The sequence below is a fragment of the Enterobacter sp. 22452 genome, from assembly GCF_052045065.1.
Taxonomy (GTDB): domain Bacteria; phylum Pseudomonadota; class Gammaproteobacteria; order Enterobacterales; family Enterobacteriaceae; genus Enterobacter; species Enterobacter mori.
On record NZ_JBQEOB010000005.1, the window covers coordinates 116128 to 132990 of the forward strand.

At 50.8% G+C, this 16863-nt stretch carries 16 protein-coding genes and 1 tRNA gene; 11 read left to right on the top strand and 6 right to left on the bottom strand.

Annotated features, from left to right (window positions below; genetic code table 11):
- The first annotated feature begins 64 nt into the window (after positions 1-64).
- The gene (locus ACTJJA_RS15610; RefSeq protein ID WP_237844787.1) at positions 65-949 is read left to right on the top strand and encodes an SDR family oxidoreductase; all 885 of its coding nucleotides are present in this window, start codon (positions 65-67) and stop codon (positions 947-949) included.
- A 35-nt stretch (positions 950-984) separates the two neighbouring features.
- Here ACTJJA_RS15610 and ACTJJA_RS15615 read toward each other — a convergent pair whose 3' ends face one another.
- Positions 985-2967 carry an alkyl/aryl-sulfatase gene (locus tag ACTJJA_RS15615; protein WP_440668606.1) on the bottom strand — a complete coding sequence of 661 codons (1983 nt, stop codon included), beginning with the start codon at positions 2965-2967 and terminating at the stop codon, positions 985-987.
- A 171-nt stretch (positions 2968-3138) separates the two neighbouring features.
- Here ACTJJA_RS15615 and ACTJJA_RS15620 point away from each other — a divergent pair, with 171 nt between their 5' ends.
- Complete coding sequence (locus ACTJJA_RS15620) at positions 3139-3537, top strand: hypothetical protein (protein ID WP_440668607.1); 399 nt, start codon at positions 3139-3141, stop codon at positions 3535-3537.
- A 61-nt stretch (positions 3538-3598) separates the two neighbouring features.
- Here ACTJJA_RS15620 and ACTJJA_RS15625 read toward each other — a convergent pair whose 3' ends face one another.
- Together ACTJJA_RS15625 and ACTJJA_RS15630 are read right to left on the bottom strand one after the other, a co-directional pair.
- Entirely contained in the window at positions 3599-4213 is a 615-nt protein-coding gene (locus tag ACTJJA_RS15625; RefSeq protein ID WP_440668608.1) for an outer membrane beta-barrel protein, read from the bottom strand.
- Positions 4214-4313: 100 nt separating this feature from the next.
- Positions 4314-4943: a helix-turn-helix domain-containing protein gene (locus ACTJJA_RS15630; RefSeq protein ID WP_431139051.1), complete on the bottom strand. Its 630-nt coding sequence runs from the start codon at positions 4941-4943 to the stop codon at positions 4314-4316.
- A 496-nt stretch (positions 4944-5439) separates the two neighbouring features.
- On the opposite strand from ACTJJA_RS15630, the gene ACTJJA_RS15635 reads away from it, so the two are divergent.
- From ACTJJA_RS15635 to ACTJJA_RS15670, 8 genes are all read left to right on the top strand, one after another.
- Entirely contained in the window at positions 5440-6000 is a 561-nt protein-coding gene (locus ACTJJA_RS15635) for a fimbrial protein (RefSeq protein ID WP_029485186.1), read from the top strand.
- 38 nt (positions 6001-6038) lie between these two features.
- On the top strand, positions 6039-6746 hold the full coding sequence (locus ACTJJA_RS15640; RefSeq protein WP_440668609.1) for a fimbrial biogenesis chaperone: 708 nt from the start codon (positions 6039-6041) through the stop codon (positions 6744-6746).
- A 32-nt stretch (positions 6747-6778) separates the two neighbouring features.
- Positions 6779-9283: a fimbria/pilus outer membrane usher protein gene (locus tag ACTJJA_RS15645; protein WP_440668610.1), complete on the top strand. Its 2505-nt coding sequence runs from the start codon at positions 6779-6781 to the stop codon at positions 9281-9283.
- 24 nt (positions 9284-9307) lie between these two features.
- The gene (locus ACTJJA_RS15650) at positions 9308-10480 is read left to right on the top strand and encodes a fimbrial protein (RefSeq protein WP_440668611.1); all 1173 of its coding nucleotides are present in this window, start codon (positions 9308-9310) and stop codon (positions 10478-10480) included.
- 53 nt (positions 10481-10533) lie between these two features.
- Positions 10534-11721, top strand: a complete 1188-nt coding sequence (locus tag ACTJJA_RS15655; protein WP_440668612.1) for an HD domain-containing phosphohydrolase — start codon at positions 10534-10536, stop codon at positions 11719-11721.
- 17 nt (positions 11722-11738) lie between these two features.
- Positions 11739-12518 (top strand): winged helix-turn-helix domain-containing protein, encoded by a 780-nt coding sequence (locus ACTJJA_RS15660; protein ID WP_440668613.1) that lies wholly within the window; start codon positions 11739-11741, stop codon positions 12516-12518.
- Entirely contained in the window at positions 12515-12994 is a 480-nt protein-coding gene (locus ACTJJA_RS15665; protein WP_108416308.1) for a hypothetical protein, read from the top strand. Before ACTJJA_RS15660 ends, ACTJJA_RS15665 begins: the two co-directional genes overlap by 4 nt.
- Before the next feature lie 107 nt (positions 12995-13101).
- Positions 13102-13731, top strand: a complete 630-nt coding sequence (locus ACTJJA_RS15670; protein WP_440668614.1) for a Crp/Fnr family transcriptional regulator — start codon at positions 13102-13104, stop codon at positions 13729-13731.
- Here the strand turns inward: ACTJJA_RS15670 and ACTJJA_RS15675 are convergent.
- Together ACTJJA_RS15675 and actS are read right to left on the bottom strand one after the other, a co-directional pair.
- Positions 13698-13771: transfer RNA gene (locus tag ACTJJA_RS15675), tRNA-Gly, on the bottom strand. The two genes, ACTJJA_RS15670 and ACTJJA_RS15675, sit on opposite strands and share 34 nt — an antisense overlap.
- An 80-nt stretch (positions 13772-13851) precedes the next feature.
- Positions 13852-14595 carry an amidase activator ActS gene (gene actS / locus ACTJJA_RS15680; RefSeq protein ID WP_440668615.1) on the bottom strand — a complete coding sequence of 248 codons (744 nt, stop codon included), beginning with the start codon at positions 14593-14595 and terminating at the stop codon, positions 13852-13854.
- 163 nt (positions 14596-14758) lie between these two features.
- Between actS and idi the strand changes: the two genes are divergently transcribed.
- Positions 14759-15301, top strand: coding sequence for an isopentenyl-diphosphate Delta-isomerase (idi, locus tag ACTJJA_RS15685; protein WP_348553392.1), 543 nt, complete (start codon positions 14759-14761; stop codon positions 15299-15301).
- A gap of 38 nt (positions 15302-15339) precedes the next feature.
- Here idi and lysS read toward each other — a convergent pair whose 3' ends face one another.
- Positions 15340-16857 carry a lysine--tRNA ligase gene (gene lysS, locus ACTJJA_RS15690; RefSeq protein WP_010435299.1) on the bottom strand — a complete coding sequence of 506 codons (1518 nt, stop codon included), beginning with the start codon at positions 16855-16857 and terminating at the stop codon, positions 15340-15342.
- Positions 16858-16863: the final 6 nt, after the last annotated feature.

The following is a 16863-nucleotide window of genomic DNA, read 5'->3' on the forward strand; positions in this document are numbered from 1 at the left end:
CAGCGAAGCGTTAACGCTGTCACTATCCATCAAATCTCACCCCTTGGCCTGTAAGGAGTCAGCAATGAGTGATACCACACAACGTACCAACGCTTTCCCAAAACCGCCGTTCCCTGAGCAGCCGCAAACGCCGCCGGGTCTGGCCTCGAAGATGCAGCCCGTGCCCGATCACGGGGAAAAGAGCTATAAAGGGCATGGCCGACTGGCCGGTAAGAAGGCGCTGATCACCGGCGGCGATTCGGGTATTGGCCGCGCCGTGGCGATTGCCTATGCCCGCGAAGGCGCCGATGTCGCCATCAACTATCTGCCCGAAGAGGAGCAGGACGCCGCTGAGGTGATTGCGCTGATCGAAGCCGAGGGACGGAAAGCCGTCGCGCTTCCCGGCGACGTGCGTGACGAGACCTTTTGCCAGAATCTGGTGGAAGAGGCGGTAGCAAAACTTGGCGGGCTGGATATCCTGGTCAATAACGCCGGTCGCCAGCAGTATCGCGAAACGCTGGAAGAACTCACTACCGAAGATTTTGACGCCACCTTCAAAACCAACGTCTACGCGCCCTTCTGGATCACCAAAGCGGCGCTGCGTCACCTGAAAGCGCCTGCGTCGATCATCAATACCTCCTCCGTGCAGGCGGTACAGCCGAGCGCCGTGCTGCTCGATTACGCGCAGACGAAAGCCTGTCTGGCGGTATTTACCAAGGCCTTAGCGAAACAGCTGGGACCTAAAGGGATACGCGTCAACGCCGTTGCGCCGGGGCCTTACTGGACGGTTCTTCAGTCGAGCGGCGGGCAGCCGATGGAGAAAGTGAAACACTTTGGCGAGAGTTCCCCGCTGGGACGTCCGGGTCAGCCCGTTGAAATCGCGCCGCTGTACGTGACGTTAGCCTCTGACGAATGTTCGTTTACCTCCGGGCAAGTGTGGTGCTCGGACGGGGGCGACGGGACTATTTAAAAATAAAAAGGCTGCGTGAGCAGCCTTTTTTTCGTCTACGGAGTGACAATGTTGAACCAGAAATCAAAGCTATCCATATAGCTCAGCAGCTCATCAAGCTTCGCCTGATTGCCCGTCACCGTTACATCCCCCTGCTCCTGCGCCTGTTTCAGCGTGGTCTCCTTGAGGATGATTTTGTTCAGCGTATCGCGGCTGAGTGTGATTGAGGCATCCGCCTCTTTTGCGACCGTATTCGCGCTGTGATTCAGCACGCCGTTCTCAAGCTCCAGCTTGTACTGACCGCCATCTTTACCCAGGTCAACGTTGAACACCGCTTTTGCATTCGCCGCTCTCATGCCATTGATGTGCACCCCGAGGAAATCAAAGAACATCTCCGGCGACATGGCGCGAACCGTATCCGGGCTGGCGGTATTCGGCGTCGGCAATTTCTGTACGCCGTTACGAAGTTCCTGCGCGCCGGTCAGATAGAAGTTACGCCACGGGCCCGACTCCGCCTGATACCCCATCTGTTCGAGCGCGTCCGCTTCCAGATTACGCGCCGCTTTGTTTGATGGATCGGCAAACACAACCTTGCTTACCACCTGCGCGACCCAGCGGTAGTTACCCTGCGCATAATCGGCTTTGGCTTTTTCAAGGATGGCGCTGGCACCGCCCATATAGTGAACATATTTTTTCGCGGCATCGACGGGCGGGAGTTCGTCGAGCGTTGCCGGATTACCGTTAAACCAGCCAAGGTAAAACACATAGGTCGCTTTCACGTCATGGCTTACCGAGCCGTAATAGCCGCGGCCCGACCAGGATTTGGCTAACCCGTCCGGCAGCGCAAAATTGGCCGCGATTTCATCACGCGTCAGCCCTTTGTTCGCCAGTCTCAGCGTCTGGTCATTGATATACCGGTACATATCGCGCTGGCTTTTCATCAGCTTCACCACGTTGTCGTTGCCCCACGTCGGCCAGTGGTGCTGCGCCATGATGATTTCAGCCTTATCACCCCAACGCTCAATGGCGCTGTTGATGTATTTCGACCAGGCCAGCGGGTCGCGGATCTTCGCCCCGCGTAATGAGTAGGTGTTATGCAGCGTGTGGGTCACATCTTCCGCCGCCTCAATCATCTTCTTCTCTTCAACGTACCACAGCATTTCAGACGGCGCTTCTGACCCCGGCGCCATCATAAAGTCATACGTCAGACCGTCGATAACCTCTTTCTGACCATCTTCGGTGATGTAATGAGTCGGCTCGATCAGCGTCACCGTCCCGGCAGACGTGGTCGTCCCGAGACCCGCGCCAACCTGGCCTTTTGCGTCCGGCTTCAGCAGGTTGCCGTACATGTAGCTGGCCCGGCGGCTCATCGCATTCCCGGCCATGATGTTTTCGGAGACCGCTTCTTTCATAAAGCCTGCCGGGGCATAAACTTTCACTTTGCCCGATTTCACATCGGCTTCGTCAACCACGCCGCGCACGCCGCCATAGTGGTCAACGTGACTATGGGTATAAATCACCGCCACCACCGGACGTTTACCGCGGTTTTTATAATAGAGATCCATCCCCACTTTGGCGGTTTCGGCAGAGACCAGCGGATCGATAACCGTGATCCCCTCTTTGCCTTCCATGATGGTCATGTTTGACAGGTCGAGGTTACGGATCTGGTAAACGCCGTCCGTCACTTCGAACAGGCCGCTGATGTTAATCAGCTGCGCCTGACGCCACAGGCTTGGGTTTACCGTATCCGGCGCTTTTTGCCCTTCTTTGATAAAAGCGTATTGCTGCGGGTTCCAGATAACATTGCCCTTTTCACCCTTAATAACATCCTGTGGCAGCGGAGCAATAAAGCCTTTATGAGCGTTGCTGAAATCGGTTTTATCAAAAAATGGCAGCTGGCCATACAGCGCATCATTATTTGCTTTGGTATGGGTGGTAGCTTCTTTTGCCGTTGACTGCGCCATGGCAGGAGCAGCCACCAGCGAGGTGGATAACAGACCGGCAACGGTCATTGCGTTAACAAGAATTTTCAGTTTCATAAATCCCCTACACGTCATAATTACGTTCGGATATGTGTTTAGGAAATAAGGTTACCAGCCAATTATTTCTTTCCCCATTCAAATAACGTTTAAAAATAAACAAACTTAACCTGTTGTCGTCATTGCAAGGCAGGATAATGTTCACTCCATTTATTCAATCCAGGATAACCAATGAAGATAACGCCATTTTTTATCGTTATATTTAGCCTGAGCACCGTAACCGCCTGTCGCTCTGCTCCACCCGATAAAGTCGAACAGATTAACCATTTGCAGGTTCCTTTAATTTTACCCGGCGAGAAACCACCTGCTGTAGCGACGTCACACATTGCGTCGCTCTATCAGGAGAATAAACACCAAATTGATTCATTAACACGCAGACTCAAATCACAGTATCTTCAGGATGTCTCGGCAAAAGATATTTTTAAAGAAGACAGTCCCGTCCAATCCGTCTACGCCTCCCTCACCAGGCTGGAACAGTTAGATATGATAAACCAGCAATACCTGAAAGATAAAAATGAAGCTGGCCTGAGAAATATCAATCTCATCCTTAAACCCTTAATAACGGGTTAAACGATAAAAAGCCCGACTACAGGGTAGCCGGGCTTTTTTATCATCGATAAGAACACAGGGACTAATCGTGTTGCCCAAAGCGGTAGGTCAACCCAGCCGTAACGGAGCTAATATCGCTGCTGACGCCAATCTGGTTGGCATTACCCACGTTGCTGACCCACTGGTACTCCATGCGGCCAGCCCAGTTTTTATTGAATGCGTATTCCGTACCGACTGCCGCAAGCGGGCGTACACCGGTCTCAAAACGATTGTGACCACTCACATCAGATTCAGCACGGTAGCCCATCGCACCCGCACGGCCATAGATATCCCAATTGTTCGTCACGGCATAACTGGCTTTTAAAGACATCTGCAGGCCCTGGGCTTTCATTTGTCCACCCGCGCTATGCTGGCCTTTTATCTGCATATTGCCCAGATAATCATAACCGCCTTCAACCGCAAGCCATGGCGTAATTTGGTAACCCGTATAGACACCGCCGCCGACATTATCGTGGTCGATATCAAAATGGTTAGCGCTGTTATTACTCTCGAGTGTTTTAGAGCCTGTATTGGTGTCAAAATAATGTGACCAGCCAAATTTCGCCCCACTATACCAGGTGCCTGCGTCTGCGGCGGCAAAAGCGGTCGTGGCGGTACATGTATTTACCAGAATTAAAGCTACCAATGTCTTTTTCATACGTATCCTGTTTACTTCGTCAAAATTTATTTCGGTGAGCAAACAGTAAACAAAAACGAGAATGTCGTTAATTCGTTTTTAGTTTAATTTTAAACTTACATTAAAACGACTCCGGTAAATTTCTGATTTCAAGGAGATATCCACCTCTTTTGAACGAGATATATTCACCTTGCTTAAGGGCCGATAATACGTTGAGAATACTGCTACGCGATAACAGCGTGCGGTCCTGGATATATTCGAGGATCGTCGTGCGCATTCGTGCTTCCTCAGGTAATAAGATCATCTCCTGAAGATGGTTGCGAATAACGGAATAAGTCCGTTGCTGCAGGACCTGGGCATCCCGATAAATTAAATAGGCTGTATGATAGGAGAGAAGTGCGGCCACCTCTTCCCATACCCCCTGCTGGCGGAACAGTTCCGCCGCACGTTCGGCATCCACCCGTAAAAGCGTCGACTCGGTTTCCACTCGCAAAATATGCCCCTGCGTCGGCTGGATCATTTCTGCAATACCGAAGAGATGGGGTTCGTAAACCGTGACCAGCAGCAGGCCGTCGGACGCGCGCAGCAGGGACAATCCGCCCTCTAAAAAGAGATACATTTGCTGCCGACCTTTGTGTTTCCACGTCACGCGCTTGCGCGGCACCACTTTCATTTTCTCCGCTATCGGCTCAAGGATCGCGGTCAGTCGTTCAATCGATTGTTCAGGACGAACAGGCGGTAAAATATGCATGGCACAACCTTATAACATCGGGTAACTGCCAGTATAGACCCTATAATTTAAGCGGCTACCGTACACAATACCTGAAGATATAACAGCGGAAACCGCCTCAGTAAAAAGAAAGCGTGTTTATTTTTAAATATTCCGGCACGGCATAAATGCCTTTTATGTTAATGATATTTATATAGATGGTTAACATGATGTTTTATTTGCATGCAATCCCGCATGCAAACTCTGTCAAATGACGATTTTGACGATAATTTTAAATAGCCATTCCTCTCTCCCTGCCACTGCGCCCACACAATAAAACAGCATATAAATCTATACACAAACTTAAAACTGGATATTTGAGTTTAAAAAATTCATTTAAACGACATTTACGTTTACCAAAACAACCAGTAATGGTCTTATATTCCAACCAAAGGCAAGGGGTGTGGTACGTTGTTCTGCAACACAGCGCTCAACCGCCTGGGAGACAAAAATGATGATGAAAACGGGAAATAAAAGCATGTTCAATAAAACAGTTATCGCAGTCGCTATGATGTTTTCGGGCGCGGCAATGGCAGCGGAAAGCACCGGCGTTGCGGGTGGCACAATCACCTTCAATGGATCTGTATCCGATACAACCTGTGACGTGACCACCAACAATGGTTCCGATTTTACGGTGAACCTGGCGCCTATTTCACTGACCGATATGGGTACCAGTACCGGCGTTGTCAGCGCCAATAATAAAGACTTCACCATGAGTCTGAAAAATTGCACTGCCGCCGACACCGCAACCAAAACGCTGAAAATCACCTTCTCAAGCAGCAACCTGTCTGATGACGGTAAATACCTGAAGAACTACAGCGAAAGCGGCGCTGAAGGGGTCGGTATTACCCTGACCAAGGATGGCACCACCGCCGTTCCGTTCGACACCGCGTTCAACACCGGTCTGACTTCTGATGATGTTTCCGGTACCGACGGCGTTACGCTGACCATGCACGCGAATTACTACAACTTCGGCGGTTCTGCCGTGACGACCGGTAAAGTCGTTACCGACGCAACTTACTCCTTTAGCTACGATTAATAGCCCAACCGGGGAGCAATCCCCGGTTTTTAATGACCATGAAAAAACATATTTTCTTTCTCTTCGTTGCGTTCGCTTCACACGCGGCTCAGGCCAGTGTGGTAATAAACCAGACGCGTGTAATTTATTCCAGCGAAGCAAAATTCGTTACCGTGCAATTAGTGAATGAGAGCGATAAAACTCACCTGGTACAGTCCTGGCTTGATCAAGGTGACGCTTCAGCTGCCCCGGAAAAGATTAAAGTTCCCTTTTCCGTCATGCCGCCGGTTGTCAAAATGGATGGCCACAGTGGTCAAACGCTGAAAATCGCCGCGACAAATATCTCTTCTCTGCCCTCAGACAGAGAAAGCGTATTTTGGTTAAACGTGCTGGATGTTCCGCCAACGCCGGAAGGCAGTAACGATAATTATCTCCAGGTGGCGATTCGCAATCGCATTAAGCTGTTTTATCGCCCCGCCTCGTTGCAGGAACTGGACAGTAAAATTGTCGAAAAGGTCACTATTTCCACCTCAGGAAGTCAAACCTGTCTCAAAAACAGTTCCCCTTATTATTTAACCATTCCACAGGTTGTGACCTGGCAGGGCGGAAAATTGAAGCAGAATCGAGACGATAATTTACTGAGCGATACCGCTTTTATTCCGCCTTACGGTTGCGCGCTGGTTTCCAACAAAATCCAGGCCGGTTCTCAGTATCGTATTACATGGCTTGATGATTACGGCGCCAAAAGATTCAGCACCCTTCACTGATTATTTTTATGGCTATGCCTGGTTCAATTCTGATGAAGAACAGATCCCTGTTTCGTAAAAGCCTGTTGGTTCACTCCGTCAGCCTCGCCTTATGTTCCTTTGGGGCGAGCGGTGAGACATTTAATAGTAGCCTGCTGGTCGGTAATTCAGCCAATATGGACTGGAGCAATTCAAAACTGGTCATGACACCGGGCGCGTACGATCTCGACGTATATGTGAATAACGCATGGCGCGGGAAATTCGACATGACGATTGCCAATGACGGTAAAGGGAGCCTGCTGGTTCAGAAAGACGACGTCCCGCTGCTCGGTATTCTGGAACTCGACGAGTACATTACGGATAAATCAAACGGGCAAATCGACATCAGTACCCTGCTACACGGCGGAAAAAGCACGCTGGCGCCAGGAGAATTGCGTCTGGATTTAGAAGTACCCCAGGCCTTTGTGGTGACCGAAAAACAGAACTGGGTGGCCCCACAAAAATGGGACCAGGGGATTAATGGGGTATTTACCAACTACAACCTCAACTATTACAACTTTTATGGCCTGCGTGAAGGGTATACCAACAGCGATAATATCTATTTATCGCTAAACAGCGGCTTGAATATGTATGGCTGGCATCTCCTCGATAACTCGACGTGGATGCGCTACAGCAATATGGGTAAAGGATATTGGATTAACACCACACGCTATCTTGAAAAACCGATTGTCGGTATTGAGGCATTAATGCGCGTGGGGCGTACCTACACCACGTCCGATTATTTTGACACGATTCGTTTTCGCGGCCTGACGCTGAATAAAAGCCGTCAAATGCTGCCGGACAGCGAACGCGTGTATATGCCGGTCATCAGCGGAATTGCCACCAGTTCGGCCGTGGTCAGCGTTTACCAGGATGGACATATCATCCATCAGATTACCGTCCCTGCCGGGCCCTTTGCGATCCGCGATTTAATGCCCACCGGCTCGCGTGGGGATCTCTCTGTTGAGGTAAAGAACAGCGGCGGAACGATAGAGCGCTTTGCGGTTCCCTTTTCGTCTATCCCGGACATGCTGCGTCCCGGTTCCAGCGACTACCAGTTTAACGTCGGTGAGGTGGACATGCGCGGCATCAATGACCACAGCCAGTTTGCGCAGTTCAGCTACTCTCGCGGTATTAATAACTATGTGACGGCAACCGCCGGGAGCATCTGGAGCGCGGACTATTTCTCCTTTCTGCTCGGCGGTGCTCTTTCTGTTCCCTATGCGGGATCGCTATCCGCGTCGCTTGAACAAGCGCAGTATCGCTTGCCGGGCGATAATCGACGCCGGGGAGAAAAATACGCGCTCTCATGGAGTAAATCCTTCCCGACGCAAACTAACCTGACGCTGGCGTCGTATTACTATCGCACTCAGGATTACGCATCGTTTAACGATTATGTGTTGGCGAAGTCCAATATTCAGGATTATGGCGGCACCGGCACGTCAACCATCAACAGCAAGCAGGCTTTTAGCGCCAACCTCAACCAGCCGCTGGGGGATGGGTTTGGTCGACTTTCCCTGACGGCGTACTGGCGCGATTACTGGCGCGGCCAAAAGACTAGCCGCCAGTATAATCTGACCTGGAGCAACGCGTATAACAGCGTGAATTATGGGGTTTCACTGCGCCGCTCTGAAGTCACTCAGTCGTACTATAACTATGAAACAGATTACGAAGGTGATGTTGTTACGTCGCTGCGCACCCGTGGGAAGACGGAAAATAATCTTTATTTCTCCGTCAATGTTCCGATGTCACTCTTCGGCAGTCCGGGAAGCGTTGCTTCGCATGCGACGGTTCAGCAGGGGAAATACGCTTCATCAGATATAAGCATGAGCGGCAGCGCCCAAGATGTCGATTACAGCCTTATGCTGGCGCATGACAGTGAGGGTAATTCCCGCTCCGCCGATCTCTATACCAACTGGAAAAACAGTGTCACCAGCCTGAATAGCGGGCTGACGCTTTCGCGCGAGTATCGCCAGGCCAGCCTCGGCGTAAGCGGCAATATTCTCGCGTGGCGCGGCGGGGTCATCACCTCACCAAACAATGGCCGAAACTTTGTCATTCTCGAGGCCCCTGGCGTCGAAAACGCCGTGGTCAATGGGGATACCTCTACGCGCACGAATCGCAACGGTATTGCCCTTATCGCCAGCGCAACGCCTTACCGGCTGAATAACTTCCATCTGGAACAGGATGGTTCAAAAAGCAGCGACGTCGATTTACAGGGGAATTTACTCAACATTGCCCCTTACGAAGGCAGCATAACGTATCTGAAGTACAAGACCGATACGCGCAAGGTTTATACCTTCGACGTGCTGGACAGTGAGGGCAATAAACTCCCCTTCGGCGCATTGGTTTCAGATAGCCATCATCAGGAACTGGGTTATGTCGCCCAGGGGAGCCAAATTTTTGTGAAGTCTGACGCACAGCCAGAGGCAATTCGCATTAATACCAGTAAAGGCAAAGTCAAAAAATCCTGTGTTATTACGCAGCCGACAGAGCATGCCGTCAATATCTGCCGGTAACCGACCACGAGTATGAAATCGATCATGAGCAAATCTTTATTTTTCATCTTTGCCGTATTCAGCCTGATAACGATCCCTGGCTTTTCGGCCCAGGCGGCACCACAGGCCCGAGGCGTGACGGGGGATACCTGCCGTAATAGCGGCATTATATTTAAAAGCGTGGCGGAAGCGGATAAATCGCTTAATTTATCGTCTGCATTTATCACCTCGACAGTGGTTGAAAAGACATATACCACCAGCTGGTCGGGGAGTATGACCTGTACCTATGGCAACGTGGGTATTGGGGGAGTATTTCAGGATCACCTCTACTATTTCACTGGGTTTAATAACAACCCGGTGTATTTGAATTTTAACAGTGCTGACGGTGAAAACAGTTACTGGATTAAGGTGACCTCTGAAATAACCGGCAGCAGTAAAGTCACGGTGAGCGGTATTGTGGGGATACACTCGCTCTCCTACCAAACGCAATATACCTTACGAGCAGAGTTACTTTCCTCGGCGCCTGTTGGGGTGTCGACCTATACCAAAACCACCACCAGCGGTGCGCTGAGCGTCATTCCTGCCGTGATGAGTGGTACCGGCTCGGGATCCGACTCGCCCCTGCTCTCCTCTAAAACGTATGCGACCCGGGCATGGAATAACATGATGTCAGATACCGCGCGCAAAAGCTGGGATACCGATTATTTCCTCGCGTACGAGAAAATGACCATTCAATTCGAGCCGAAAGAAACCACCTGCAATATGACGCGTGACATGACGGTAAAACTTCCGCCTGCGCCGCTGAAAGAACTTAAAACGTACGGCAGAACGAATGGGGCGGATTTCACCATTCCCATCAAATGCGGAAACCTTGCCGGCGTAAAAACATCTACGCGGAATATTAAGGCCTGGCTTTCCAGCAATGATGTGATCACTACGGATAACAGTTCGCAAACGATGGTCAATGATGAAACAACCGCAGGCGGGGTCGGTATTGCTATTCGTAGTCGATCTTTTATGGGGGATTTCGAAGAGGTCAAACTCTCCAGCAGCACAAGCATGGGAAATGCCACTCAGATCCTTGATATTGTTAAGGACGATGACATTCAGGATACGCAATATATTCTTCTGCATGCTTACTACAGAGTGTATGACGCCTCGGCCTTATCGACCGGCACGGTGGTCGCAACCGCACAAATCATGTTCGGCTATGACTAATTCACTTACGTAGATAATGACTTTCTTTTTTTTACCTCTGCCAATTAAACGCCATGAAAATATCTGTTCAAACCGTGCTTAACTTATTACATAACATTATTCATCCGGTCTCTGCCGATCTGGTTAATCATTTACAACGCACGGCCATCATCACCTGGTATTTAAGCCAGCGCATTGGGCTGGATAAAACCGGGATCGGCAACGCCTTTCTGGCTGGCATGCTGCACGACATTGGTACGCTGAGTAAAGACCGAGAACACCTTTCTCCCGGCAGCGAGGGGTTTCTTGATGGGCATGAACAGCTGGCGGGTTCAATGACGGCGGGGATCCGTTTCCTGCAACCCGTCACGCCGATCCTTGAAAACCATCATACCGCATGGTCTTCCTCGGGCTCGGACGATCTTCCTGTGGTACATCATTTGGTTAATATGGCGGATACCTTTGAGCTCTATTTACGCGGGATTGACGGGGATTTTATTACCCAACGCGAAAGGGTCATTTCGGATTTCTTTACCCAACCCATTCAGTGGCCTGCACCTCTGGAGCAGGCGCTGCGCGAATCCGCCCGTCAGGATGGCTTTTGGTTTCGCCTCGGCAATCCTTCGCTCCCTCAGGTCCTCAATGCCATAAGCCCATTACACGACCACATGCTCGATCATCATGATTTTCTCGAGGTGTGTCAGCTCATCTCAAAAATCGTCGATAAGTACAGCAGCTTTACGCGCACCCACAGTGCCAGCGTAGCGCATGTTGCGGCCCGCCTGGCTGAACTCTACGGTTATGATGTCGATATGCAAGAAAAGATCTGTATTGCAGGCTATCTGCATGATATCGGCAAGCTTTTTACGCCGCTCCATATCCTGGAAAAGCATGGCAAGCTCGAATCCTTTGAATACGCCACGATGAAGCAGCACAGCTACAAAACGCTGGTGATGCTGCATCCTATCTCTGAACTGGGGGATATTATCCGTTGGGCCGCCAACCATCACGAGCGGCTGGACGGCAGTGGATATCCTTTCAGATTAGGTGCCGCCTCACTTGATATTCCGTCTCGCATCCTTGCGGTAGCGGATGTGTTTACTGCCATGACGGAAAACCGTCCCTACAGACAAGGGATGGAGAGCGCTAAGGCGATGGCTATACTCCACGAAGAAGTAAGAAATTACAGACTGGACAGGGACATCGTAACATTGCTGGACCATAATATTGGCAGTGTAAAAGCGCTTGTCGCGATGTGTTAACGCCCAAAGAACAGCTAATGAAATATTTGATTGCCAGCAAAGTTATTTACGATACAGAGAGCGGGGAATTCACTCTTCCCGGGGCAGAGCGCCTTGAGGCTCAAAAACTGACGAATACGGCCAACCGTATTCTGTCGCTGCTTATTGCTTCCCCGGGCACAGTGCTTGAGCGTCAATATCTGCTGGAACACGTTTGGGAATCCGCAGGGCATACCGGGTCTAGCTCTTCGCTCAACCAATATATTAGTATTTTACGCAAGACGTTAACCTCACTGACCGATATTGAAGAGTCGATCATCGTTGTCCCAAAAGTCGGGTTTTACTTTTCCGCCGATATTGACGTACAGCTTCTGGATGAGCCCTGTGCGCCAGCGCCCGGGAATGATAACGTTGCGGCAAAGAAGAAAATACCGTCGTTGCCGCTTAAATACAGCATCCCGGCGCTTCTTATTTTGTCGCTGATTGCGGCCAATTTATGGGTCTGGAGTCAGCCAAAAGCCAATGAACGCTATTCCAGAGTCAATGAGATAGGCAAGCTCGAAAAATGTACCCTCACCACCTATGAACATCTTTCTGCCGATGAACGGCAGCGGTTACATGAGGTATTGCTGTCGGCACAGCCGCAGCTTGCAGAAAAATGTGCAAACCATTTAGCACTGTTAACGGTAAACGTTCAGCCCAGCGTGTTTTATGGCAGCAGCGGACGCATTTTTTACTCTTTTTGTCCTTTAGATTCTGAAAACGAAACGCTAGCGTACTGTGAAAATCACTACGCCTTTAACTGGAAAATGAAATGAAGATTGCGCTAACGCTTTCTGCGACTGTGCTGATCCTGACAGGTGCGCTTATCTGGGGAATGGTTAACCGCACCTCGGCGTATATCGACGATAGGTGCTTTGCCAATTTTACCTATACCGATAACACAAATGAAAAGGCTTTCAATTTCAAAGGAAACATATTCTTTGAATTTTCAAAGAACAAAACCGGACAATTTAATTTATCCGGTGACGTTTCCTATCAGGGACAAAACTACACGTTTTCGCGCTATGTAAAGTTTAACTATGTCAATATTAAAAATAATGCCTACAGAATAAAAATCATTTCGCACGAAACCATGGCGCATGACAATGTCCCGGCAGCCATCTCGCCTCTTGCTATTAAGATATTATTTCTTACCGGCGAATATTCTATGTACCTGCACAAGCATGATAATAACTTTATTACGATCGGAAATTCACTTTCACCGTTGATGAATTGCGTTATACAGTCCTGACGTTTTGGTAAGAACCCGATTTTATGAAGAAGAATAATTGTGTCAGCTGTGCAAAATGTGGGTTTGCTGAGGTATGCCAGTCGTATCTTTTCGACCATCAGGAACCCATGTTTATTAAAGATTTCGCGCGTAAAAAACGTATTGCTAAAAATGAATTTATCTACCGGCACGGAACGACAGTAAAAGCATTGTATGCGCTCAGGCGTGGGGTGGCGAAGATTTATGATGCTCAGCAAACACTTCAGGGAATTGTCTTCCCCGGTCAGGTTATCGGGGCAGAGGAGCTCTTTAGCGAGCATTATCAGTACAGCGTGCAGGCGGCCACCGAGGCAGAAATTTGTGAGTTACAAAATACCCATTTCTATCACCTGAGCCAAATAACCAGCAGCTTCACCCATTTTATCATTGCTATCCTCTCCCGCTCCGCGAGGGAAAAACAGCAGTTTATCAGCGTGCTGGTGAATCATGACGGCGTGCAAAAAGTGCGTGGATTTATTCAACTTATGGTGGATATCAACAGGGAGTATGGCTTCGAGCATAACATTCTTGAACTGCCGCTCAGCAAAAAAGAGCTGGCGCAGCTGCTCGGCATTTCTCAATCAACCCTGTCTCGCGCATTCGATACGCTGGCGGCGCAGCGTAAACTGTCGATCAATAAAAAAGAGATTGTCGTGCTTGATGGACCGGATGATGAAGAAGGGACTGGAGCGGGCGAAGGGAATCGAACCCTCGTATAGAGCTTGGGAAGCTCTCGTTCTACCATTGAACTACGCCCGCTTTGAGGTGCGTAAGGCATTATAGACCTTACGCTTTTTCATACAAGTGTCAGCATCACCAAGTGGCGATTAAATAACCACTTAGCACTTCGGTTTGCTGCCCTGCGCCGGGAGATAGCGCTGCGGATCGATGGCCGTCGCCTTGTAGCGAATTTGGAAATGCAGCTTCACCGAGTCCGTCCCGGTATTGCCCATGGTGGCTATCTTCTGCCCTGCCTTCACGTTTTGTCCGTTGTTGACCAGCATCGTGTCGTTATGCGCATAAGCGGTGATGTAATCTTCGCCGTGCTTAATCATGATCAGATTCCCGTATCCACGCAGCTGGTTGCCGACGTAGACCACCTTCCCGGCGCCGGAGGCATAGACCGGCGTGCCGCGCGCAGCAGCAATATCAATGCCTTTGTTACCGCCTTCAGAAAGTGAATAAGGCACCACAACTTTACCGCTGGCGGGCCAAATCCAGCAGCGCTGCCCGACCGGTGGCCAGGACGACTTCGGCACCTGATAAGACGGCGTCACTTTGGCCGTTTTGCCTTTTGAAGAGGTTTTTTTGGCTGAAGAGGAACCGCCATTGACCTTCAGTTTCTGCCCCACCTCAATGGTATAAGGGGGAGAGATGTTATTCAGACGCGCGAGATCCTTTACGCTGGTTCCCGTTGCACGTGAAATGCGATACAGGGTATCCCCGCGCTTAACGGTATAGACCGCACCGGAATAGCTGCCCATATCCGACGATTTGCTTCCCGAGCATCCCGCCAGAAGTAGCGTCAGCGTCAGGCAAACAACAACAGTGATGGGGTTTCTCGTCAGGCTTCCTGCAAACAAAACAGATCCTCGGTCAGCGTAAATGGCGCACTATGATAGCAGCCAAAACGAATAAGGGTCATGCCCTTTTCCGCTCCAGGTGCCAAACCGTTCGTATAAGAATGCCGTATAATGATCCGGCTGATGGTGCTGAACCACTCGGCATTCTGGCACTGGAGCATCAATGAGTATTCAAGAACACGTTATTTTGGTAAATGACCAGGGAAAGGTGATTGGCACTCAGGAAAAATATGCCGCGCACACCTCGCATACCCCGCTGCATCTGGCCTTCTCTTCCTGGCTTTTTAATGCCCGCGGCGAATGTCTGATTACCCGACGCGCCTTAAGCAAAAAAGCCTGGCCCGGCGTCTGGACTAACTCTGTCTGCGGCCACCCTCAGTCAGGTGAAGAGATGGTACAGGCAATAATACGCCGCTGCCGCTTTGAAGTGGGCGCAGAACTGGCCGATATCACCGCCGTGGCCCCTGAGTTTCGCTATCGGGAAGCCGACCCGTCCGGGATCGTGGAAAATGAAATTTGCCCGGTATTCGCTGCCCGCATCACCAATGACGTGACGATAAACGAAAATGAAGTGATGGACTATCAGTGGGTTGAGCTGGATACCTTATTCCGCGCGCTGGACGCGACGCCCTGGGCCTTTAGCCCGTGGATGATCATGGAAGCGACAACCGCCCGCGATAAACTCAAAGCCTTCGCGGCGCAATAAAAAAGCCCCTTTCGGGGCTTTTTTTACATCTTAACGCCTTATTTCACCGGACGCATCGCCGGGAAGAGGATCACGTCACGGATGGTATGGCTGTTGGTGAACAGCATCACCATACGGTCGATACCAATCCCCAGACCCGCCGTTGGTGGCAGGCCGTGCTCCAGCGCGGTTACGTAGTCTTCGTCGAAGAACATCGCTTCGTCGTCGCCTGCCGCTTTCGCATCTACCTGGTCCTGGAAACGCTGCGCCTGATCTTCTGCATCGTTCAGCTCGCTGAAGCCGTTGCCGATTTCGCGGCCACCGATGAAGAATTCGAAGCGATCGGTGATTTCCGGGTTCACGTCATTACGACGCGCCAGCGGAGAGACTTCTGCCGGGTATTCGGTGATGAAGGTCGGCTGAATAAGGTGCGCTTCGGCCACTTCTTCGAAGATCTCGGTCACGATACGGCCCAGACCCCAGCTCTTCTCAACCTTGATACCGATGCTTTCCGCGATGGCTTTCGCTGAGTCGAAGTTATCCAGATCGGCCATCTCGGTTTCCGGACGGTATTTCTTGATCGCTTCGCGCATGGTCAGCTTGACGAACGGTTTGCCGAAGTCAAAGACTTCTTCACCGTAAGGCACTTCGGTGGTGCCCAGAATGTCCTGCGCCAGGGTACGGAACAGGGATTCGGTCAGCTCGATCAGATCTTTGTAATCCGCATACGCCATATAGAGTTCCATCATGGTGAACTCTGGGTTATGGCGCACGGAGATGCCTTCGTTACGGAAGTTACGGTTGATTTCGAACACGCGGTCGAAGCCACCGACCACCAGACGCTTCAGGTACAGTTCCGGCGCGATACGCAGGTACATGTCCAGGTCCAGGGCGTTGTGATGGGTGATGAACGGACGCGCAGACGCACCGCCAGGGATCACCTGCATCATTGGGGTTTCTACTTCCATAAAATCGCGGTTGACCATGAACTGGCGGATACCGGCCATGATCTGAGAGCGAATTTTGAAGGTCTTACGGGATTCATCGTTAGAGATGAGGTCCAGATAACGCTGACGGTAGCGTGCTTCCTGATCCTGCAGGCCGTGGAATTTGTCCGGCAGCGGGCGCAGGGCTTTGGTCAGCAGACGCAGCTCGGTGCAGTGGATAGAGAGTTCACCGGTTTTGGTTTTAAACAGCTTACCTTTCGCGCCCAGGATATCGCCCAGGTCCCACTTCTTGAACTGCTCGTTGTAGATGCCTTCCGGCAGGTCGTCACGGGAAACGTACAGCTGAATACGGCCGCCAACGTCCTGAAGCGTCACGAAGGACGCTTTCCCCATAATACGACGGGTCATCATACGGCCAGCCACAGACACTTCAATGTTCAGCGCTTCCAGCTCTTCGTTCTCTTTACCGTCGAAGTCTGCGTGCAGTTGGTCTGAGGTGTGGTCACGACGAAAATCGTTCGGGAACGGCACGCCCTGCTCGCGCAGCGCTGCCAGCTTCTCGCGGCGGGTTTTCAGTTCGTTGTTAAGATCGACTACCGCGTCAGCGCCCTGTGCTTGTTGTTCAGACATGTTGGT